Raw genomic sequence first — 22280 nt, 5'->3', positions numbered from 1 at the left:
CGAGGCTACATATTATCCGTCATAAAAAGCGTTTGAGCAGACGGTTATCATTATGCTTCAGTAATCAGTTTGGCGATGATAACCGTTGAACATTAAACATCGAGATAACGGAGCAAAACACATTGTCAGAAAGTGCATTTATCGTAGGCCAACGCTGGGTCAGTAATAGCGAAGCAGAGCTTGGTCTGGGTATTATTCAGGAAAGCAGTGGACGTCGTATTGAAGTATTCTTCCCCGCGGCGGCAGAGAGTCGTTTTTATGCTGCTGATAATGCGCCTTTAAGCCGTGTCATCTATTCTGAAGGGGATAAAGTCAGCACGCGTGAGGATGTGAGTTTTGTGATTAGCGCCGTGCAACCCTTTAATGGTTGTTATATCTATCAAGGCGATACCGAGACGGGTGAACCCATCAGTATCCATGAAATGGATCTGGATAGCCGTGTTCACTTTAACCAGCCTCAAGACCGCTTTTTCGCTGGTCAGGTCGATAAAAACAGTCAGTTTGAATTACGTGCAAAAACACTCAATTATCAGCATGAACTCCTAAAATCGCCGGCATATGGCTTATTAGGCGGCCGTGTTCAACTTTTACCACATCAGCTATATATAGCTCAGCAGGTAGCGCAACGATTTGCACCACGTGTGTTACTGGCAGATGAAGTCGGACTCGGTAAAACCATTGAAGCAGGTCTGATTTTACACAAACAGGTCTTATCCGGTCAGGTCAGACGAGCACTTATCGTTGTGCCAGATGCATTATTGCATCAATGGTTAGTGGAAATGCTCCGCCGCTTTAATCTGACTTTTACCTTGATTGACCACGAAAGGCACGACGCGCTGCAAGAACTCGATGAAGGCAATCCCTTTGAGAGTGCTCAAATGGTGTTGTGTGGGTTAAATGACCTATTGGCTAACCCTCAGATGCAGGTCGACATGTTGGCGACAGAGTGGGATATGTTGATTGTGGATGAAGCGCATCACCTGGCATGGTCACCTGAACAATCAAGTGAGGGCTACCAACTGGTTGAGACGCTCGCGGCTCAGATTCCAGCATTATTACTGTTAACGGCCACCCCTGAACAATTAGGTATTGAAAGTCATTTCGCGCGCCTACGTTTGCTCGACTCTGATAAGTTTTATGATTTTGATGCATTTGTGAAGCAAGAAGCAGCATATCAACCGGTCAGCGAATTAATCGAACAGCTTGATGCCGCAGAAAGTTGGACGCAATTATCACCAGCGCAGCAGTCACAGCTTAATGAATATCTCGATGAGATGTTATTTGAGCAGTTAAGTGCTGAAGAAGCGTTCATCAATGCAAAAGTGGAAGCCATTCAACAACTGCTCGACAGACATGGCACCGGTCGGGTGCTGTATCGAAATACACGTGATGTGGTGAAAGGCTTCCCGAATCGACTACTTCACCAATATGAATTGTCACTTCCAGATGCTTTGTCAGATGAAGACCTGAGTCATATTATTTTGCCTGAACAACATTTCACCGATGTTGACTGGTTAAAACACGATAGCCGCGTCAGTTGGCTGGTTGATTTTCTTAAAGCGCATCGCGACGATAAAATCTTAATCATCTGTGCTCAGGCTGACACCGCCCAACAGCTTGAGAACCATCTCAATATCAGTCAAGGCATACGTTCAGCAGTGTTCCATGAAGGGTTGAGCCTGGTGAATCGTGACCGTGCTGCAGCATATTTTGCAGATGATGAAGATGGGGCGCAGTGCCTTGTTTGTTCCGAGATCGGCAGTGAAGGACGTAACTTTCAGTTTTCACATCATCTGGTGTTATTTGACTTACCGGTTAATCCGGATTTGTTGGAACAACGGATTGGTCGATTGGATCGTATCGGGCAGCATCATGATGTGCATATCCATGTCCCTTATTACGCCGATACAGCACAATCCATTTTATTGCAGTGGTATCACCAGGGTATGAATGCGTTTGAACAGGTGTTGGCTGCAGGACAGCGTATTGCGAATGTGACAAAACCAGCACTGGAAGCCGCCATGGCTGAACCAGCAAACCAGGGTTTATTAGATAGTCTGATACAACAAACACAGGAAGTTTCCGAGCAAACGCTGACAGAACTTCAGTCTGGGCGCCATCGCTTACTTGAGCGTCATTCCTTCAATGAGACTCAGGCAGAATCAGTTGTGGCGGATGTTGAAATGTTATCCCGTTCACTTGAGTTGGCCGGTTTTATGGATGATGTGTTTGATGCCTTTGGCGTAGATCAACATCCTCATAGCACAGACAGCATTATCATCGAACCTGGCACGCATATGCAGACACAGTTCCCTGAACTGCCAGATGAAGGACTGACTGCGACCTATCAACGCCACAAAGCACTGGGTCGTGAGGATATGAGCTTTCTGACATGGGAACATCCTATGGTGCTGGGCGCAATGGATATGGTGTTGAATAGTGATTTAGGCAATAGTGCATTTTGCACCTTAGCAACTGATGAGGTGAAAGCCGGCAGTTTATTGCTGGAAGCCATATTTGTTATGCGCACTATTTCGGAACGGGATCTACAGATTCAACGCTTTATTTCTGAAAGCCATATTAGACTGGTAGTGGATGAACGTGGTAAACAATACCAAACCGTGTTTGATGAGCATGATTTCAATAAAATAGCCGGTCGCATCCCAAGAGCAACAGCTCAGGAATTGATTCGTCATGCCCGTGGCCCTGTCGAGAACTTGCTCGCCCAGGCCAAAAATGCGGTGACAGACATGGAAGACACATTAAAGCAGGAAGCTTTGGCTAATATGAATAATGAGTTGGAGCAGGAATATCAGCGTTTGAGTGCCTTGGCAAAAGTCAACCCGAATATCCGTCAACAAGAACTGGATTATTTGAAACAGCGCCAGGAAAAGTTGAATGCTGGCATTCAATCAGCCTCATTATCGCTGGATGCCATACGGGTTGCTATTGTGACTGATCCCACTAACTAAAGAGACAGATATCAGAATGGTCAAGCTGAAAAAAGTTGTCATACCACTCATTATTTTTGGCCTGACTGTTCTGATAGTGGCTGCACTTATTGCCACTAAACCAAAAGCAACAGCCAAAAACACCAAACAAAAAGCCTGGCTAGTGAATGCCATTCCCGCTGAGTTCCAAACAATACGTCCACAAATAACGGTGTATGGTCGGATTGAAACACCACGTGATGCCAATCTTAAAGCGGCTGTTGAAGCTGATGTTGAGTCGGTAATGGTGTTGGAAGGTGAAACTGTTGAGCGAGGTGAATTACTACTGCAGCTTGATAAAACGGATGTTGAACTCGTCAAGCAGCAGCGACAAGCTGATGTGGATGAAATTATTGCTTCAATTGCCAATGAAAATGTGCGTTATCAACGCGACCTTAACTTGCTGGATAATCAGAAGCAGTTAGTCAATCTGGCAGATGATGCGGTTCAGCGAGCTAAAAAACTCGAGCAAAACAAGCTGACATCTCGCGCCACACTGGATGAGTCCTTATCAGCTTACCAACAACAAGTGCTGGCACTTAAACAATTACAGAATGATATCGCTGAGCATCCTTCACGACTGGCACAGCTAGAAGCGGCTAAAAAACGAGCTGAAGCCTTACTCAAACAGAGTGAGGTGAATCTGGGACGTACCGATATACGTGCTCCTTTTGCGAGTCGTGTTGCGACATTGAATGTTGCTATTGGCGATCGTGTTAGGCCAGGCGATAGTCTGATTAAGGTTTATGATCTAAATAATCTAGAGGTGCGAGCCCAAATTCCCGGCCGTTACAGCCAGAAAATTCGTAAGATGTTGGAAAACGGGCAGCAAATCATCGCCTTCACTGTCATTGACGGTGAGCCAATAAAGTTAGAATTAAAGCGACTCTCAGGAGAAGTCAGACTTGATAGTGGAGGGGTTGATGGCTTGTTCCGGCTAATGAATCATAGCAACACATTACCTTTAGGCACGTTTGTCGAACTGCATCTCCAACTCGCAGAACAACAGCATGTTATTAAACTGCCTTTTAGTGCGCTATACGGGCTGGATCGTATCTATGTGATAGAGGATGGACATTTAAAAGCCATGACCATCGAGCGGGTGGGGGAAGTCATCACGGAAGATAATATTCAGCAATTGTTAATCCGAAGTGATGCTATACAAGCGGGTGACTTAATCGTGACGACACAGCTTCCTAATGCCATCACGGGTTTAGCGGTTGAGACTGCCCTGTGAGCCTGCCGGCACATCGCACAGATATCATTGGTATTTTTGCCCAGCATAAGGTAGCGGCAAACTTACTCATGCTGATGATGTTAATCGGTGGGTTTGTGTCGTTAAGTAAACTCAATACGCAATTTTTCCCTAACTTTGCGCTTGATGTGATTACAGTCAGTGTTGTCTGGCGTGGGGCCAGTGCTGAAGATGTGGAAGATGCGTTGACCAGTCGCATTGAGCAAGAGCTCCGCACCATCGACTACGTCGATAAAATGAACTCAACTTCATCCTACGGCTCCTCTCTGGTGACTCTGGAGTTTGAAGAGGGTACAGAGATGGGACAGGCGCTTGATCAGGTAAAAGATCATGTCGCTCGTTTGCGAAATCTGCCTAGTGATGCTGAAACACCTGAAATCAGTATTGTGACGCGATACGATAACGTCGCCAGATTATTGGTGACGACAGATGGCCACTTAGATGAGTTACGTGGACTGGTGCATCAAATTGAGCATGAGTTGCTTGATGCCGGCATTTCCAGAGTCAATATCACTGGCTTACCTGATGAAGAAATGGCGATTAAAGTCAGCACTTCAACACTAGAGTCATTGGGTTTGAGTTTTGGTGATGTCAGTCAACGTGTCGCTGATCAAAGTCAGGATTTGCCTGCCGGGGAGATTGGTAATGGTGAAACTGCACGCCAAATCCGTAGTCTCGATCAACGCCGTGATGCTGATGCCTTTGGTGATATCTCCCTAAAAAGTGATTATGAGGGACGTGTTTTACTGATTGAGGATGTGGCCGATGTTGAGCGTCGTGCCATGCGTGATCAGGTCAAGGTGTTTTATCATGGCCAACCCGCCGTTGAGATTGAACTGCAGCGAACCGAAAATGCTGATGCATTGGCCTCTGCCAGGATTATGGAAAACTGGCTAGAACAAGCCAGACCCACTTTACCCAAAGGCGTGGATATTAGAGTCTATGATGCCAGTTGGTCATTGATTCAGGAGCGTATAAATCTGCTTCTCAGTAATGGTTTGGGCGGACTTCTCCTGGTACTAGCGATTCTCTTTTTATTTTTGCATGGCAGAGTCGCTTTCTGGGTGGCCGTGGGTATTCCTGTGTCTTTCATGGCAGCGTTGACCGTTTTGTACATGCTCGGCGGCAGCATCAATATGATTAGCTTGTTTGCCTTGATCATGGCATTGGGCATTATTGTCGATGATGCCATCGTGGTGGGCGAAGATGCGTTATCTCACTACCAAAGTGGAGAGCGATCCCTATCCGCTGCAGAAGGTGGTGCAAGACGCATGTTAGCGCCGGTTATCTCATCGTCATTAACGACTATCGCTGCTTTTCTGCCATTGATGTTGATAAGCGGTGTGATTGGCAATATTCTGTTTGATATTCCTTTTGTGGTGATCTGTGTGATTATTGCCTCGCTTGTGGAGAGTTTTTTAATACTTCCCGGGCACTTACGCCACACTTTTCACAGTATGCATCATGATAAGCCAGGTCAGTTGAGAGTCTGGCTTGATGATAAATTTGAACAATTTCGTGAACAATTTTTTAGGCCTCTGGTTACTCTGGCTGTTAAAAATAGTGTGGTCACGATCAGTCTCACATTGGCGATATTGATTCTGTCTATCAGCCTGCTGGCCAGTGGTAGAATTTTATTTAACTTTTTCCCCTCGCCAGAAGGCACAACCATTACAGCGAATGCCCGTTTTGTGGCCGGCACCCCCAAGCAAGATGTTGAGCAATTTTTGCAGCACATCAATCTGGCTTTGGATAAAGCAGAGGCTGATTACGAGCAAAATATCGTCAAGATGGCTGTGACACGTTTAGGGAGTGCATCTTCTGCCAATTCTAATGTCAGTAGCAGTCAGGCGGATGAGCGTTTTGGCTCTGTTCAACTGGAGATGATTTCGCCTGATAAACGCGATATTAGAAACAAAGCGTTCATTAATAACTGGCGACAATATATTGAGCTTCCGCCTGGGATTGAAACGTTTACGATTAGTGAAATGCGTGGCGGTCCACCGGGTAGTGATATTGATATTCGTCTGAGTGGCGCGACAGCTGAGCAGTTAAAAAAAGCCTCACATGAGATCGCCGAGAAGTTAAAAAACTATGCCGGTGTCAGTGCGATTGAAGATGATATGCCCTATGGTCAGGAACAATTAATCTATCGCATCAAAGGGCAAGGCGATGTGCTGGGATTGACGGTTGAAAATGTGGGACGTCAATTACGCGCAGCATTTGATGGTCAGTTAGTTCAGATATTTCAGGATGGGGATGATGAAGTGGAAGTGCGCGTAATGCTACCTGACGCCGAGCGTAACACCCTGGCAACACTAGAGAACTTTATGTTGCGTTTGCCCAATGGAGGCAGTGCGCCCTTATCCAGTGTGGTTGAGTTTGAGTCTCGGCGAGGCTTTGATGTACTCAGACATACCGATACCCAGCTAGCCATACATATCACGGCGACCGTTGATGCTGTGGTGAATAACAATAATGCCATTCTAAGTGATATGAAAGCTTCGTTTTTACCGGCATTATCCTCTAAGTATGGTGTGAAAGTAGCGTACGAAGGTCGTGCCGAAGAACAAGCAGAGACCATGACTGATATGGCCCAAGGCACGTTGCTGGCTTTTGTGATGATTTACCTGGTACTGGCTTGGGTCTTTTCCTCTTACGGCTGGCCATTGGTTGTCATGGCAGCCATTCCATTTGGTCTTATCGGCGCTTTAATAGGTCATTGGTTATTGGGTATTGATCTGACCATTTTGTCTTTGTTTGGTATTTTTGGTCTGTCAGGCATTGTGGTGAATGATTCCATCATTCTGGTGACGTTTTTCAAACAATTGAGAGAGTCTGGCCTTGCGACACATCAAGCCATTATTGAAGCGTCTACACAACGACTTCGCGCGGTATTATTGACTTCACTGACCACCATTGCCGGATTGACACCGTTATTATTTGAAACCTCGTTACAGGCACAATTTCTCATTCCAATGGCTGTATCTATGTCATTTGGTTTGATGTTTTCAACAGTATTAGTGTTATTGGTCATACCCGCGATGCTGGCTGTTTATGAGCAGATGGCAGATAAGTTTCTACCGAAGCGAACACAAACAGTGACAATTTGATACTGTATTAAGTCTGACTTAATAATCACGGTGCATGCTGCTTAAATTTGAGTGAACAGCATTGAGTTAAGGATTTTACATGCGACGATATACGCCTATTGTGATGGCTGCTTTTATAAGCACTTTTAGCCCGCTCACTTGTTTTGCAAATGATGCAGAATCCGTCAGCAAAGTGCCTTATTCTGCCGGACTGGATCTGGCTTCACTCACTGATAAAGTGTATCAGCGTCTACCCGGCCTGCTAGCTGAAGGTAAGTATCAGCAGCTGCAGCAGGCAAATGACTTATACAGCAATAGCTTATTTGCAGAACCTATCACCGGTAATTTAAGTCTGTTTAGTGATGAAGTTGGTACTGGACGAGGTTCTCAAGAGTGGGAAGGGGGAGTCGACTTACCGCTTTGGTTACCCGGCCAAAAACAACAGCAACAAGCATTGTCAGCAAAAATAGCGGCTGAACTTCCTGCCTATCAGCAAGCATTGAAACTGGAAGCCTCGGGTGAAGTGAGGCAGCAAATATGGCAAGTAAAATTAGCTGAAGCGCAGTTAGAACAAGCGAAACTGACTTGGGAAACCGCGAAAAAGTTACAAAACGATGTGGAGTCCCGGGTAAAAGCGGGGGATCTTGCTTCAACTGAACGACTACTGGCAAGCAGTAACACGCTGGAAGCACATAGCAAGATGGTCAATGCAGCATCGTTGCTTCAACAACGATTGAAAATTTATCAACTGATTACCGGTGAAAACACTTTGCCAAAACAGGTCGAAGAAACCGTCATCACCCCTTCTGGAGGCGTACAACAACATCCGCAGTTGCAGTTACAGGATCAGTTGATAGCCAGATTACAGGCACAAATGGGACTGGCACAGTATGATGGCGCAGTAAATCCCAGCCTGTCTGTAGGCGTCAGACGAGAACGGGGTGATAGAGCGGAAGACTATACCAATAGCTTGGGTATCGGGTTTAGCATGGCGTTGGATGATAAGGCATACAGGCAGCCTGCCATCGCTCAAGCCTCAGCCGAACTAGCTGATGCTCAGGTGACACGTCAATCATTATGGCGTGATCTAAAAACACGACAAGTCGCTGCTCATGAAGAATTAAACAGTAGTCGGCAGCAGCTGGATTTGATCACGGAACAAAATAAAACTACCCAGCAGTATTATCAATTACAAAAGCGCGCCTTTGATTTAGGTGAAATTAATTTGATTGATTTATTGCGCAGTCAGGCGTTGGCTAATGATAATGAGAGCAGAAAGCGCCTGTTGGAAGTACAAATAAAGCAACAGATTTCTGAATTAAAACAATCGCATGGGATAATCCTGTCTAATAATTAATAAAGCTTTTTAAGCTTAATTTTTCGTTAAGCTTTCTTTTTTAATCTAGCCTCCATACCACCTCCAAAGGGGAATTTTATGGAAGCTAGATCATTTGCACAGTCTGTCACTAAAAGTCGCTCTCAACGCGTCGCAGAGCGACAAATTATTCAGCCTGTTTTTCCACTCACGCTGGCAAAAGCGAATGAGCCGGGACGAATGGACGCTGAACAATTTATTTATCAGCGCTTTGAAAAGCAACACGGTGCAGAGATCAGCCATTTTCTGCCGTTTATCTTGTCTGCCAGGACAGGCGGTTTAGTTTCAGCAGCACTTGGTTTCCAGCCAGCCAGTTATTCATCACATCTTTTTCTTGAATATTATCTTGATAATGATATTCAAACGACGCTCAGTATTCTCACCCAAACAGTCGTTCAACGTGACGCCATTGTAGAAATCGGAAACTTGGCCTCAGGACGACAACGTGCGACTCAGACCTTATTTTTACTTCTTGCTGAGTTGTTCTATCAAGCCGGTTATGAATGGGTTGTGTTTACGGCTAATTCAGCCGTTTCTCAGTGGTTGGCGAAATTAGATATTGAGACTATTGCCATCCGTGTTGCAGACCCAACCAGGTTGCCAGATAAAGGGGCAAGCTGGGGTAGTTATTACGATGATAAGCCTGTTGTGGTGGCCAGTCATATTCGCCAGACCATGGCAAAACTTAACGACACCCCCCTTATGTTGTATTTGCGTCAGAGCTACCAACATCAATTAAATGAATTTGTCGCGAGTTTTCGTCATGACTGAGTTAGTCGAACGTTTACGTCGGATTGCGACACAACAGCCGAACGCACTGGCCTTGCAGGACCCATATCATCAGCTGACTTGGCGTCAGATGATAGACGAAGTGGATAGACTAACTGAACTGCTATTACCTTATACACAGAATGTCGTTGCCTTATATGCCGACAACAGTGTCGACTGGGCGTGTATTGATCTGGCCTGTTATGAAGCCGGCGTCATCAGTTTGCCAATTCCAGCCTTTTTTTCGGCCGAACAACAACATCATGCCATCAGTGAAAGTGGCGCATTAGCGTTAATCGAATCGAAAGGCACGACATTATTTCAATCACTCAAGCTGTTTGACCAGTTGCATCTGTCGTTAACGGACAATCTGATTTTGTTTCCATTAGCCAAGAAAGGTCATAGTCAAATTCCAGAGAAAACCCAAAAAATTACCTTTACATCGGGTTCTACTGGTCAGCCTAAAGGGGTGTGTTTGAGCACAGATAATCAATTAGCTGTGGCTGATGCCATTATCCAACGTACAGAATTACAAGTTATCAAACACCTGTGTGTATTACCGCTGACCACCTTATTGGAAAACCTAGCCGGCATTTACGCACCTTTGCTAAGCAGAGGATCGGTCACCTTATTACCAGCAGCCGAGCTTGGCTTTAATGGTGGACGAGGTTTTGATGTTCAGCAATTTTTACAAACGCTGAGCAAACATCAGCCAGAAAGTGTGGTGTTATTACCCGAATTATTACTGACCCTGGTGTCAGCCACTGCAACAGGCTGGCCAGTACCTGATAGTTTGAAATTTATTGCCGTGGGTGGCAGCCGTGTATCTGCAGACTTGTTACGGAAAGCTGATGATTTAGGCTTACCGGTTTTTGAGGGTTATGGCTTATCTGAATGTAGCTCGGTGGTCAGTCTGAATAGTCCAAAACAACGTCAAATAGGCAGTGTTGGTCAGTGTCTTGATCATGTAAAAGTCAGTATTGAGTCCGGTGAAATCATTGTTAAAGGTAACTGCTTTTTAGGTTATATCAATCACCCTGAGAGTTGGTATCCGCAGCAGATAAATACCGGCGATTTAGGGTTTATAGATGACAACCATTATTTGCATATTAACGGTCGCCGTAAAAATCTATTAATTAGTAGCTTTGGCAGAAATATCAATCCGGAGTGGGTGGAAAGCGAGTTATTGGCAAATCCTATTCTGGCGTATTGCATGGTGATTGGAGATGCAAAATCACATTGCAGTGTCTTAGTTCAGCCTCGGTTTGACACTATCACCGATGCGATGATTGACCAATGGATAGCCCTGGTCAACAAACGCCTGCCAGATTACGCGCAACTAGCAGACTGGCAGCGCTTTGAATGGCCACTCAGTCTGGAAAACGGCACGTTGACGGCAAATGGTCGTCCCGTCAGAACACAAATTCTAGACAGCTACTCTCACCAAATAAATGCTTTATACAAGGAGCAGGCATAAATGCTTTTTTTCGATAGATTACAAACAGAAACAGCAGCAGCACGTGAGCAATTATTCAGTGCACCGATCATTGCCAAAGCGATGACAGGCGATATCACTACCGAGCTTTATATTAACTTTCTGACGCAGGCCTATCATCACGTTAAACATACCGTTCCATTGCTGATGAGTGTCGGTGGCGCTTTGCCGGAACAGAAGGAATGGCTGCGTAATGCCGTGGCAGAATATATCGAAGAAGAATTAGGTCATCAGGAGTGGATACTGAACGATATTGCCGCCTGTGGTGCTGATAAAGAAGCGGTCAGACACAGTCAGCCAAATCTTCAGACAGAAATGATGGTCGCCTATGCTTATGACATGGTACATCGCATCAATCCACTAGGTTTTTTTGGCATGGTACATGTGTTGGAAGGCACTAGTATCACCACAGCGGATAAAGCCGCAGAAAGTATTCAAAATGCACTAGGTTTACCGACTAAAGCCTTTAGTTATCTGCGTTCACATGGGGCGCTGGATCAGGATCATGTCAAATTCTTCGAAGGTCTGATGAATCAAATCACCGATACCGCCGAACAAGATCTCATTATTCACAGTGCCAAACGCTTTTATTATCTCTACGGCAATATCTTCCGTAGCCTGACTGAAGAGAAGATGCCATGCACAGTATGAGAGATGTCACCATTCTGATTACCGGTGCCGCCGGTGGTATCGGGCAAAAGTTAGCTAAAGCATTACACGATCAGGGGGCTAAGCTGATATTGACGGATGTCAATGCAGACAAATTAACTGAACTGAACGTCAGCTTAGGCGAAAAGCATGACGACTTTGTAGCTGACGTTAGCAAGACAACGCAGCGCCAGTCACTGGTGGATTATTGTGAAAATCTGCCTTATCCGCTGCAAATGATCATTAATCTGGCGGGTATCAACCGTTTTGCTGCCATTACTGATCATTCAGATAATGATATTGAACGGATGTTAACAATTAATCTGAGTTCACAGATTGCACTGACACGCGATTTTATTCCTTTACTGGAAAAAAATGCACCATCAACCATCGTCAATGTTGGCTCTATTCTGGGAAGTATCGGCATGCCCGGTTATAGCGTCTATTGTGCTACCAAGTTTGGCTTGCGGGGTTTTAGTGAAGCCCTTCATCGTGAACTGGCTGGCAGCGGAGTGGATGTGCGTTACTTTGCACCTCGCGCCACAAAAACAGCGCTTAATAACGACAATGTCAATGAACTGAACAAAGCATTAGGCAGTGCGATGGACAGCCCTGAGCAAGTAGCGAATGCCATTGTCGACTTTTTGCTTACGGATAAACGAAGACATTATTTTGGCTGGCCTGAAAAACTGTTTGTCAGAATCAACAGTATCCTGCCAGGCATTGTTGATAAATCAATTATCAAACAACTACCTATCATAAAACGTTATTTTTAATGGAGAAAATGATGAAAGCGTATATATTCTCAATGATTCTGGGGCTGGTGAGTCTACCTGTCAGTGCCGATGTGATGCAAAGTGTTGCTGATTTGCAGCATGACTGGGCTAAAGTGAATTACACTTTAACAGGTGATGCACAAGAAAAAGCCTTTGAAAGCTTGGTTGAAAAAGCGAATAGCGTGGTGAAGCAATATCCAGATGCGGCGGAATCACATATCTGGCGTGGCATTATCGAATCAAGTTATGCCGGTGCCAAAGGTGGTCTTGGTGCTTTATCACTTGCCAAAGCCGCAAAAGCAGACCTTGAACAGGCGATGAAACTAGATGATACAGCACTGGACGGTTCGGCTTATACCAGCCTTGGAACCTTGTATGCAAAAGTGCCTGGTTGGCCTATTGGGTTTGGCGATGATGACAAAGCCGAAGTGATGTTGAAAAAAGCCTTGACCATCAATCCAACGGGCATAGATAGTAATTTTTTCTATGCACAGTATTTAATAGATAATAACCAGTATAAAGAAGCAGAAACTTATCTGTTAAAAGCTCAACAATCACCTGCCAGACTAACTAGACCCCTTGCAGATAAAGGAAGACAGCAAGAAATCGAAAAAGCCTTACAGCAGGTCAGATACAAACTAGGGAATGAACAACATGCAGGTATTACTCATTGAAGATGATGTTTCACTCGCAAAAGGCTTACAAACCAGCCTGAAAAACGAAGGTTTTATCGTTAATCATTTGAGTGAAGGTAAGCAAGCCATTAATAGTATTGCTTCTTCTGAGCCGGATATTGTGGTATTGGATCTGGGCCTGCCAGATATGGACGGTAATGAAGTCCTGAAACAAATTCGACGGCGTAATGCTGAATTACCGGTATTAATTTTAACGGCACGTAATTCTATTCAGGATAAAGTCGCAGGGCTCGATAGTGGCGCAGATGATTATCTGGCCAAACCGTTTGAAATGGATGAGTTACTTGCACGCCTGCGTGTACTGGAACGCCGGCTCAGTAGCCTGAAACATGCTGATCTGACCGTAGGCAATGTGTCCATCGATACTCGTGCCCAGCAGGTGAAAGTTAACGGTGAGAATGTCGACTTTTTCCGTCGTGAATACATGCTGTTAAAAATGCTGATGGAGAATGTTGGCCGAGTGCAGACCCGCGATAGCATGGAAAGTAAGCTTTACAGCTGGGGAGAGGAAATCGCCAGTAATGCGATTGAAGTCCACATTCATCATTTAAGAAAGAAACTCCCTGAGAACTTCATCACAACCGTGCGTGGTGTGGGTTACACAATTAAAACGCAATGAAGTCTATTCGTCTGTATTTATTATTGGCGTTATTGGCCACAATAACGCTGGTAAACTTTGTATCGTTATTGCATGGCTACCAATCAAGCATGCATAAAGCACAAACATTGTTTGATTCCCGGTTAGAAAGTACCGCGATTTTGATTGCCTCTGCCAACTCTCGTCAGCTTGGTAAAACAACCGTTACCAATCAGCAAACGCCTTATACCTTTTTTCAGATAATTGATGATAAAGGGGCTTTGCTAACACGTTCGGAAAATGCACCCGATAGCGTACTTAGCGACCTCGATGAAGGGTTTCAGAATACGAATTTTGGTAGCTATCGCTGGCGAAATTATGTATACCGTGACAAGGTTTTACAGCGATGGATCGTAGTAGCCGAACGTATCGATATTCGTTATATGCTGGCTGAAGATGTGGTGATGGAATCGTTACTGCCTATTGTGATGGCAATACCTGTAGCCGCATTAATTATCTGGTTTGCAGTAGGGATTGGCCTTAAACCGCTCAACACCTTTGCCAGCCAATTGAGTGAGAGAAGAGCAGATGATCTCCGGCCTATCGAACTGGAGCGTGTGCCAAAAGAATTAACGACTGTGGTGAATAATACGAACAGTCTGTTATTGCGTTTGGCAGAGGCTTTTGACCGAGAACAGCGTTTCTCAGCCGATGCGGCACATGAGTTACGTACCCCCGTCAGCGTGCTCAAAGTGCATTTACATAATTTGCGAGCAAGATTGGGTAATGATGACGAAGACATCATCTTATTGCGTGATGGTGTTGAACGTATGGGACATCTGATCGAACAGATTCTTGCTTTATACCGAACATCACCCGATCAGGCGGCAGTCAAGTTTGAGAGTGTGGATTTATTTAAATTAGTTCAATCACTTATCGCTCGAAGTTATCATGCTTTTGAGTCTAAACAGCAAGAGATAGAAATGGATGGGGAGTCACACATCATCGAAGGTAATGTGTTTGCACTGGAAACGCTGATAAGCAATTTACTAAATAATGCGAATAAATACACACCGGAGAAAGGTCGTATTCATGTGGTGGTGAGGCGTCATGAAGAAGGGGTGTTACTTCGAGTCGAAGATTCTGGCCCAGGCATACCTGAAGAACAGTATCAGCGTGTATTTGAACGTTTTTATCGCCTGCATGGTGATCAGCACAATAGTGGTGTCATTGGCTGTGGACTTGGCTTGACTATTGTTAAACATATTGTTGATTTACATCATACCCACATTCAGTTGGGGACATCCGCTTGGGGCCATGGATTAAAAGTCGATGTTATATTTCCTCTGAGAGCAGTCAATTATGCGTAGAGTTGGTTTGTTTTTATGCTTATCGTTTTTGGTAATGCCGGTGTTGGCTGGCCCTCCCGTGATTGAAATCGAAATTCGTGATCATCTTTTCTTTCCCGATGAAGTCAAAATCCCTGCCAATACAAAAGTCAAACTGTTGGTGAAAAATATGGATCCGACAGCTGAAGAGTTTGAAAGTTATGAACTAAACCGGGAGAAGGTAATTGCCGGTAATAGCCAGGCATTTATCTTTATTGGCCCACTGCCAGCCGGTGTGTATCCGTTCTTTGGCGAATTTTTCCCTAAAACGGCACAAGGCAAGGTCATAGCGGAGTAAATGACGTGTTACTGAATGCAGTGGTGATAGTCTTGCGTGAGGTGTTAGAAGCCTCATTAATTATTAGTGTATTTCTGGCGCTGAGTCAGATTTTGAATCGCAGTTTAAAATGGATGTTATTGGCATTAATCCTGGGGCTGATGAGCGGCGTTATTTATGCGCTAACGATTCGTCATGTATCAATGGCTTTTGGTGGTATTGGGCAGGAGCTTGTCAATGCCTCGATAAATATTCTGATTTTTATAGCCTTGCTCTTTTTTGTCTATGTGGTGCCTCACCAAAATGACAGACGTTGTCGAGTTTTGACCATTCTGGCCATTATGAGCACCGTTATTTTGGCTATGATGCGCGAAGGATCTGAGGTGTTGTTATTTATCACTGGATTCTTTGGCGTACCGGATTTACTAGGGCCAGTATTAATGGGCGGTGCGGTTGGCGCCGGTCTGGGTGTCAGTGTGGGGGTGTTCATTTATTATTTTATTGTGAACCTTATCCCCCGACATGGTGTGTGGGTTGGCTATCTATTATTGTTATTTGTGGCGGGAAGCTTAATGTCGCAAGCGATAGAGTTCCTGATTCAGGCAGATCTATTCACCTCATCAGAACCTATCTGGAATAGCTCTAATATCATTGATGAACATTCTGTGGCCGGGCAACTTCTGTTTGCATTAGTAGGCTATGAAGCCACCCCTCAAATTAGTCAGGTTATTGCCTACCTTTTCAGTATGGCTACCTTGTTTTGTGTGGCGATGTTCAGCTTTATAAAGCGAGACCGAAACTCATGAAATACCGTTTAATCACCATTGCTAGTGCTTTATTTCTTACACCTCTCCTGGTGCAGGCTGATGGTTCATCCATTGATAAAATCTACCATCCCTATGTGCAGCCATTAGAAAAAGAAGTCGAGTGGCGCATGATTAGCGCTGAAGGCGACAGTTTACAAAAACTCAGTTATGGGCAGTCATTGTCTGATCGACTCTATGTTGAAGGCTATCTTACCGCCAGTGAAGAAAACGATAATTTTCGTTTGCATAGCTATGAACTCGAAGCAAAGTGGCAACTAAGCGAGCAGGGAGAGTACTCGATAGACTGGGGACTGGTCACCGAGCTTGAAAAATCCAATATTCGTGATCAATGGGAAGCAGCTACTGGACTACTCATGGAAAAACAATGGGGTAGATGGGTAGGCGCTGCGAATCTGTGGTTAGAATACGAGTGGGGTGATGATATTGAGGAAGAGTTTGAAACAGCCTTAGGCATGCAAGCTCGTTATCGTTTATCCCCCAGCTTTGAACCTGCTGTCGAATATTATGCTGGTGATGAAACTCGTGCTATTGGTCCGGTTGCACTGGGCGATATTCGCTTTTCTGCAGGAAAAAAACTTCACTGGGAAACCGGGGTATTATTTGGTGTGGGCAAACAGTCCCCTGATGCCACATTACGTTTTCTGACTGAGTTTGAATTTTAGTCAATGTAAAGTTTTGTTAACCATTTAAGGTTTTGTTAATAAGCCATCACTAATATGACGACTATCTCATGAGAGTAGAGCCAAGTGATGCAAACAGGGATAATAAAACACCCGATCGAGATAGACAGTGGGCTGGCAAGCCTTATCAACACACATCTTCAAATACCACATCTGACAAACACAGTTTTGACCTTCCGTTTGAATAAATCACCAGTGTTTTTTCCTCAAAACTGCCATCTATTCGGCTATCTGATACCGACCATACAAGCTCTGGCTCCCCACATACACACTTTGGTCTTTGCGCTTATTTCATCTCTCTTTTATTCAGGAAAACATGATGTTTAGTAATATATTGCGCCCCTTATTGATGACGATGACTCTTGGTTTATCATCGATCCCTGCAGATGCGCAAAGTTTGCAATTGGATAAAACCCAAATGGACAACCTTGGAGTGAGCTATCAAGCGGCGGTATCTGTTTCCGAAACAAAAAGTCATCATTATCCCGCCAAAGTGTCTGTTCCTAATGCGAATCGGCATATTGTTCATACCAGTCAGGAAGGCGTAGTCACGCAAATGTTAGTGGCTGAAGGCGATATTGTTAAGGCAGGTCAAGTGTTGGCCACCGTTAATAGTCCGGCCTTGTTATCGTTACAGGCCCAGTATTTACAGGCTGAGGGGCTGCTCAATCAATTACTCACTGAAATGCAACGGGATAAGCAATTATTTAATGAGGGCATTATTGCCGAGCGCCGTTATCTTGATGCTAAAACGCGTTATCAACAGCAAAAAACCTTGGTTGATAGCCAAATAAAAACCTTGCAGTTAGCAGGAATGCCCTTAGATGCCATTAAAACATTAAAGCAACAACAAACCATGGACAGCCATTTACATGTTCGTGCGGTCAGTGAGGGGGTGGTCATGGCGCAAAATGCCGTGATTGGCCAACGCGTGATGGCTTCTGATGTGTTGTATGAGGTGGCTGATTTATCAACATTATGGCTTGAAATCCATGTGCCACTGCTGGTCGCCAGTAACATCAATATTGGCTCAAAAGTGATGGTCTGTGACAGGGATATCTCAGCTGCTGTGATGACAGTAGGTAGGCAAGTTCATGATATTGATCAGGGGGTTTTAGTACGTGCTGAAACCTCTGAAAATACTAATTTGCTGACGCCTGGTGAATTTGTACAGGTTTGTTTTGTGCAAAATAACAACTCTGTGCTTTATGAGATTCCCTATAAAGCCATATTACGTGTCGAAGGCATAACCCATATCTTTTATTTTGATGGTCAATCTATCAGCCTGCGACCAGTACATATTGTTTCTCAATCAGAGAATAGTGTCACGGTATCAGATGCTTTTTTAAGTAACGGATATGTGATTGATGAAGGCGTGTCATCGCTGAAGTCTGCCTGGCAAGCTGAGGGGAAATAGACATGGATGGTCTGATTCGTTTTTCATTGACGCAGCGTCTGATGATGCTGATTCTGGTGGTTGTTCTGATTGGTTTTGGCTGGAAGGCCTTTAACGATACGCCGATCGATGCTTTTCCTGATGTCTCGACAACACAGGTAAAAATTATCCTCAAAGCACCGGGTATGACACCGGAAGAAGTGGAAAGCCGCATTACCGCCCTGGTCGAAGTTGAGATGCTGGGGATACCCAAACAACGCATGTTACGGTCTGTAGTGAAATATGGCCTGACCGATATTACCGTGGACTTTGAAGAGGGCACGGATATCTATTGGGCACGTCAGCAAGTGGCTGAACGTTTATCAGCTATCAAAGATACCTTGCCTGCTGATATTCAGGGTGGCTTGGCACCGTTAACGACTCCGTTGGGTGAAATGTTCATGTTTACTGTGAACAGTCCCACGCTGGATTTGATGCAACGGCGTGAATTATTGGATTGGGTCATCAGGCCAGCCTTACGCAGTGTTGAAGGGGTGGCTGATGTCAATTCATTAGGCGGTTATGTCAAAACCTTTGAAATTATCCCGGATTTAGCCAAACTTGCCGCATTAAATATCAGCCTTGCTGATATCCAACAGGCATTGGAAAACAATAACCGTAACGATGGTGCGGGACGCATTGATGAAGGCGAAGAAGTGTTACTGGTTCGTGCTCAAGGTAGTCTGCAAAATCTGGACGATATAAAACGCCTGGTGGTGAAGTCCGATGCCGATGAACCTGTTTTACTCTCACAGGTCGCGGAATGCAGAATTGGCTCACTGACGCGTTATGGTGCAGTCAGTGCCAATGGACAGGGCGAAGCGGTACAAGGCTTGGTGTTGGGTTTACGAGGTGCGAATGCCAAAAAAGTCGTAGCCGGTATTGAAAAACGGCTCGCCGAATTACAAGCCTCCTTGCCAGATGATGTAAGCATCAATGTTTTTTATAACCGTGGTGAGCTAGTCGCAGATGCAATTCATGGTGTGAACAAAGCATTGATTGAAGCGGTGGTGCTGGTTCTGGTCTTTCTGCTGCTATTTCTGGGTGATCTCAGGGCGGCGATTGTGGTTGCACTGGTATTACCGCTTTCAGCCATGATCACTTTTATCATGATGCGTCAGTTTGGTTTATCAGCCAACTTGATGAGTTTAGGTGGTTTAACCATTGCCATCGGTATGCTGGTTGATGCTGCGGTGGTAGTGGTTGAAAACATCGTCTCACAATTAGCCGATAAATCACGGGCTGCGGTGCTGCCAAGACTGCATTTAATTTATCGTGCAGTAAAAAATGTCTCGGTGCCAGTCACCTCAGGCATCATTATTATCGTCATTGTGTTTCTGCCATTACTGACCTTACAGGGCCTGGAAGGCAAACTGTTTATTCCCGTGGCCTTGACTATTGTATTTGCATTGGCTGGTTCCTTAGTTTTATCACTGACCGTGATTCCGGTGCTGGCCTCTTTTTTATTGAAACATGTGTCTCATGATGAGCCGTTCTTACCCAGAGTATTAAAAAGGCTCTATGCGCCGGTATTAGCCTGGTCACTGGATCATACAAAAAGTGTGGTGATGATTGCGTTGTTATTACTCGCCTTTGCCGCTGTTTTATACACCCAAGTGGGTAAGGCCTTTATGCCAGTTATGGATGAGGGCGATTTGATTGTGCAATTAGAAAAACTGCCTTCAATTACCCTGGAACAATCCGTTGCTTTAGACAAGCGCGTGCAACAGGCATTATTAAAAAATGTGCCTGAAATCACCGGCGTAGTTGCCAGAACCGGTGCAGATGAACTCGGCCTGGATCCGATGGGCCTAAATGAAACGGATATGTTTTTAATCCTCAAGCCTCGTGAGCAATGGCAGGTGGCAACAAAAGAGGCGCTAAAGCTAAAAATAAGGCAGGTTCTGGAGCAGTTTCCGGGGTTGAATTATGGCTTTACGCAGCCAATTGAAATGCGTGTGTCTGAAATGCTTACCGGCGTCAGAGGCGATCTGGCCATCAAAATATTTGGTGAAGATGGTGACACACTCAATGAGTTAGCTAAACGTGTTGTGCAAGTTGTGTCCAGTATTCGCGGTGCGGAAGATGTCATCACCAGTCAGAATGATGGTGCTCAGTATTATCAAATTGATCTGAATGCATTAACGCTCGGCCGTCTCGGCTTAAGTGTTGAAGAAGTTCTGCCGCAACTACGAATGTTAATTCAGGGAAGTCAGGTAGGCACGATTTATCAGGGTGCCAGACGCTATCCACTGGTGATTCAAGGCGAACGCAGTTTACAGAAAGTGGTGAGCTTATTTGCCCATGCGAGATTGAACGTGGCGGGCAACAGACAGGTACAGATTTCGGACCTGGCCACTTTAAAACGGGTCGAAGGACCGGTATCTATTCGCAGAGAACAAGGACAGCGAATGTCGGTGGTGGTGGCGAATGTGGCCGATCGTGATTTAGTCAGTTTTGTAGAAGAAGCTCAGGCCGCTGTGGCAAAAGATATCGATTTACCGAGCGGCTATCAGTTTTCCTGGGGTGGTCAGTTTGAAAACCAGCAGCGAGCCGCAAAACGCTTAATGGTGGTCATTCCTGTGGCTTTATCTTTAATTTTCTTATTATTGTTTTCCACTTTCCGATCTTTACGCCAAGCTACATTGGTGATGAGTAATGTGCCATTTGCCATGGTGGGCGGAATCACTGCACTTTGGCTGACGGGTGAATATTTATCTGTGCCTGCTTCTGTGGGGTTTATCGCTTTACTCGGCATTGCTGTATTAAATGGCGTGGTAATGGTGAGTTACTTTAATGAGCTGTTAGAAACAGGTATGGCAGTAGATGACGTGGTCAGAGAGGGTGCGATGCGCCGCTTAAGACCAGTGATGATGACAGCGACGATTGCTGCCTTTGGTCTTGTGCCTTTACTGTTCGCAAGCGGGCCCGGCTCAGAAATTCAGCGGCCGCTAGCTATTGTGGTGATTGGCGGTTTAGTTAGCGCCACCTTATTAACCCTGGTGTTACTGCCACTCTTGTTCAGACGATTTGGAGTCGCAAAATGAAGTGTCTATTAGCTCTTATCGTAAAACCCTCGTTAGAAGCAGCATTAAGCGACTGGTTATTACTTCATCCGCAGATTGATGGCTTTACCTCGCAACGGGCCTCCGGTCATGGTGCTGGTCATGCGATGAGTATTAGCGAACAGGTAGAGGGGCAACGCAAACAAATGATTTACTGGGTAGAACTTGATGATGAACGAGTAAAAACGGTTCTTGATGGTTTATCGTCGAGTTTTGCTGGCGCCGAGATACATTATTGGCAGTTACCTCTCAGCGCCAGTGGCATTATTCGCTAGTAGCTTCTTCTGCTTGTTTTTGCATACGTTTTTCTAAGTCTTGCCATAAAGACAAACGCGAAGAGCCTCCGACACGCTGGCCTTCCCCACGTGATTTTGCCAGCCATAAACCGGTACCATTGAAGCTATAAACCGGGGTTAAGTCATTACGCTGAGTGGCTGGTTTGATGTCGGTGATTAAATTATCCAGTACTAACGGTACAGAGCGTTTTGTCTTGAAATAGGTCAGCACCATATGGGCTTGATTGAGTTCTTTCGCTTTAACATAAGTGATACGTAATTTATCTTCATCCACGCCTAATTCTTTTAGCGTGAAATATTTCGCGATCGAATAGTCTTCACAGTCACCACCCCCAATTGACAGCATTTCCAGTGGCGTTGCCCAATAGTCTTTTTTGTTCCAGAGGTCGATATCGTCGATAAACAACACATTGGTATTAAAAAACTGATTCACCAGCTCAAGTTTTTCCGCTTCAGGTAAGTCCTTATTTTCTGCCACCAGTTTTTGCCAGTCTTCAACACGCTTGCGGGCAAATTTATTATATTGCGCCTCAATCTTGTCCAATACGCGTGAACTGATATTGAGGTCAGCGACAAGCGGCAACGACAATATCAAACATGTCAGTATCAGCAATAACGACAGAGGGCGTTTAAACAGCATG

At 45.0% G+C, this 22280-nt stretch carries 18 protein-coding genes; 17 read left to right on the top strand and 1 reads right to left on the bottom strand.

Going from position 1 to position 22280, the window contains the following annotated elements; translation table 11 throughout:
* Window positions 1-122 precede the first annotated feature (122 nt).
* The 17 genes from rapA to B3014_RS02425 all read left to right on the top strand — a co-directional run bounded on the left by rapA (window position 123) and on the right by B3014_RS02425 (window position 21618).
* Entirely contained in the window at window positions 123-2972 is a 2850-nt protein-coding gene (gene rapA / locus B3014_RS02505) for an RNA polymerase-associated protein RapA (protein ID WP_289244334.1), read from the top strand.
* Between the two features lie 16 nt (window positions 2973-2988).
* Window positions 2989-4227 carry an efflux RND transporter periplasmic adaptor subunit gene (locus B3014_RS02500; RefSeq protein ID WP_289244333.1) on the top strand — a complete coding sequence of 413 codons (1239 nt, stop codon included), beginning with the start codon at window positions 2989-2991 and terminating at the stop codon, window positions 4225-4227.
* Window positions 4224-7358: an efflux RND transporter permease subunit gene (locus B3014_RS02495; RefSeq protein ID WP_289244332.1), complete on the top strand. Its 3135-nt coding sequence runs from the start codon at window positions 4224-4226 to the stop codon at window positions 7356-7358. Before B3014_RS02500 ends, B3014_RS02495 begins: the two co-directional genes overlap by 4 nt.
* 79 nt (window positions 7359-7437) lie before the next feature.
* A complete protein-coding gene (locus B3014_RS02490; protein ID WP_289244331.1) occupies window positions 7438-8694 on the top strand; it encodes a TolC family protein in 1257 nt (418 codons plus the stop codon).
* 78 nt (window positions 8695-8772) lie between these two features.
* Window positions 8773-9483: a thermostable hemolysin gene (locus tag B3014_RS02485; RefSeq protein ID WP_289244330.1), complete on the top strand. Its 711-nt coding sequence runs from the start codon at window positions 8773-8775 to the stop codon at window positions 9481-9483.
* A complete protein-coding gene (locus tag B3014_RS02480) occupies window positions 9476-10957 on the top strand; it encodes an AMP-binding protein (RefSeq protein ID WP_289244329.1) in 1482 nt (493 codons plus the stop codon). The genes B3014_RS02485 and B3014_RS02480 overlap by 8 nt, the downstream gene beginning before the upstream one ends.
* Window positions 10958-11626, top strand: coding sequence for a TenA family transcriptional regulator (locus tag B3014_RS02475; RefSeq protein WP_289244328.1), 669 nt, complete (start codon window positions 10958-10960; stop codon window positions 11624-11626). It abuts the gene before it with no gap.
* Window positions 11614-12399, top strand: a complete 786-nt coding sequence (locus tag B3014_RS02470) for an SDR family oxidoreductase (protein WP_289244327.1) — start codon at window positions 11614-11616, stop codon at window positions 12397-12399. Before B3014_RS02475 ends, B3014_RS02470 begins: the two co-directional genes overlap by 13 nt.
* Window positions 12400-12407: 8 nt before the next feature.
* Window positions 12408-13073 (top strand): tetratricopeptide repeat protein, encoded by a 666-nt coding sequence (locus tag B3014_RS02465; protein ID WP_289244326.1) that lies wholly within the window; start codon window positions 12408-12410, stop codon window positions 13071-13073.
* Entirely contained in the window at window positions 13054-13713 is a 660-nt protein-coding gene (locus B3014_RS02460; protein WP_286304570.1) for a response regulator, read from the top strand. The genes B3014_RS02465 and B3014_RS02460 overlap by 20 nt, the downstream gene beginning before the upstream one ends.
* Complete coding sequence (locus B3014_RS02455; RefSeq protein ID WP_289244325.1) at window positions 13710-15041, top strand: ATP-binding protein; 1332 nt, start codon at window positions 13710-13712, stop codon at window positions 15039-15041. Before B3014_RS02460 ends, B3014_RS02455 begins: the two co-directional genes overlap by 4 nt.
* Entirely contained in the window at window positions 15034-15357 is a 324-nt protein-coding gene (locus B3014_RS02450; RefSeq protein WP_286304572.1) for a cupredoxin domain-containing protein, read from the top strand. The genes B3014_RS02455 and B3014_RS02450 overlap by 8 nt, the downstream gene beginning before the upstream one ends.
* Window positions 15358-15362: 5 nt before the next feature.
* Window positions 15363-16142, top strand: coding sequence for an FTR1 family protein (locus B3014_RS02445; protein WP_289244324.1), 780 nt, complete (start codon window positions 15363-15365; stop codon window positions 16140-16142).
* Entirely contained in the window at window positions 16139-16825 is a 687-nt protein-coding gene (locus B3014_RS02440) for a hypothetical protein (RefSeq protein WP_289244323.1), read from the top strand. The genes B3014_RS02445 and B3014_RS02440 overlap by 4 nt, the downstream gene beginning before the upstream one ends.
* 334 nt (window positions 16826-17159) lie before the next feature.
* The gene (locus B3014_RS02435; RefSeq protein ID WP_289244322.1) at window positions 17160-18260 is read left to right on the top strand and encodes an efflux RND transporter periplasmic adaptor subunit; all 1101 of its coding nucleotides are present in this window, start codon (window positions 17160-17162) and stop codon (window positions 18258-18260) included.
* A 2-nt stretch (window positions 18261-18262) separates the two neighbouring features.
* Window positions 18263-21325: an efflux RND transporter permease subunit gene (locus B3014_RS02430; protein WP_289244321.1), complete on the top strand. Its 3063-nt coding sequence runs from the start codon at window positions 18263-18265 to the stop codon at window positions 21323-21325.
* A complete protein-coding gene (locus B3014_RS02425; RefSeq protein WP_289244320.1) occupies window positions 21322-21618 on the top strand; it encodes a DUF3240 family protein in 297 nt (98 codons plus the stop codon). Before B3014_RS02430 ends, B3014_RS02425 begins: the two co-directional genes overlap by 4 nt.
* Here B3014_RS02425 and B3014_RS02420 read toward each other — a convergent pair.
* Window positions 21608-22279 carry a transglutaminase-like cysteine peptidase gene (locus B3014_RS02420; RefSeq protein ID WP_289244319.1) on the bottom strand — a complete coding sequence of 224 codons (672 nt, stop codon included), beginning with the start codon at window positions 22277-22279 and terminating at the stop codon, window positions 21608-21610. The genes B3014_RS02425 and B3014_RS02420 overlap by 11 nt on opposite strands.
* Between the last annotated feature and the right edge of the window lies 1 nt (window position 22280).

The sequence above is a fragment of the Methylophaga sp. UBA678 genome, from assembly GCF_002299105.1.
Taxonomy (GTDB): Bacteria; Pseudomonadota; Gammaproteobacteria; order Nitrosococcales; family Methylophagaceae; genus Methylophaga; species Methylophaga marina.
This window is presented reverse-complemented; position numbering and strand designations above follow the sequence as displayed.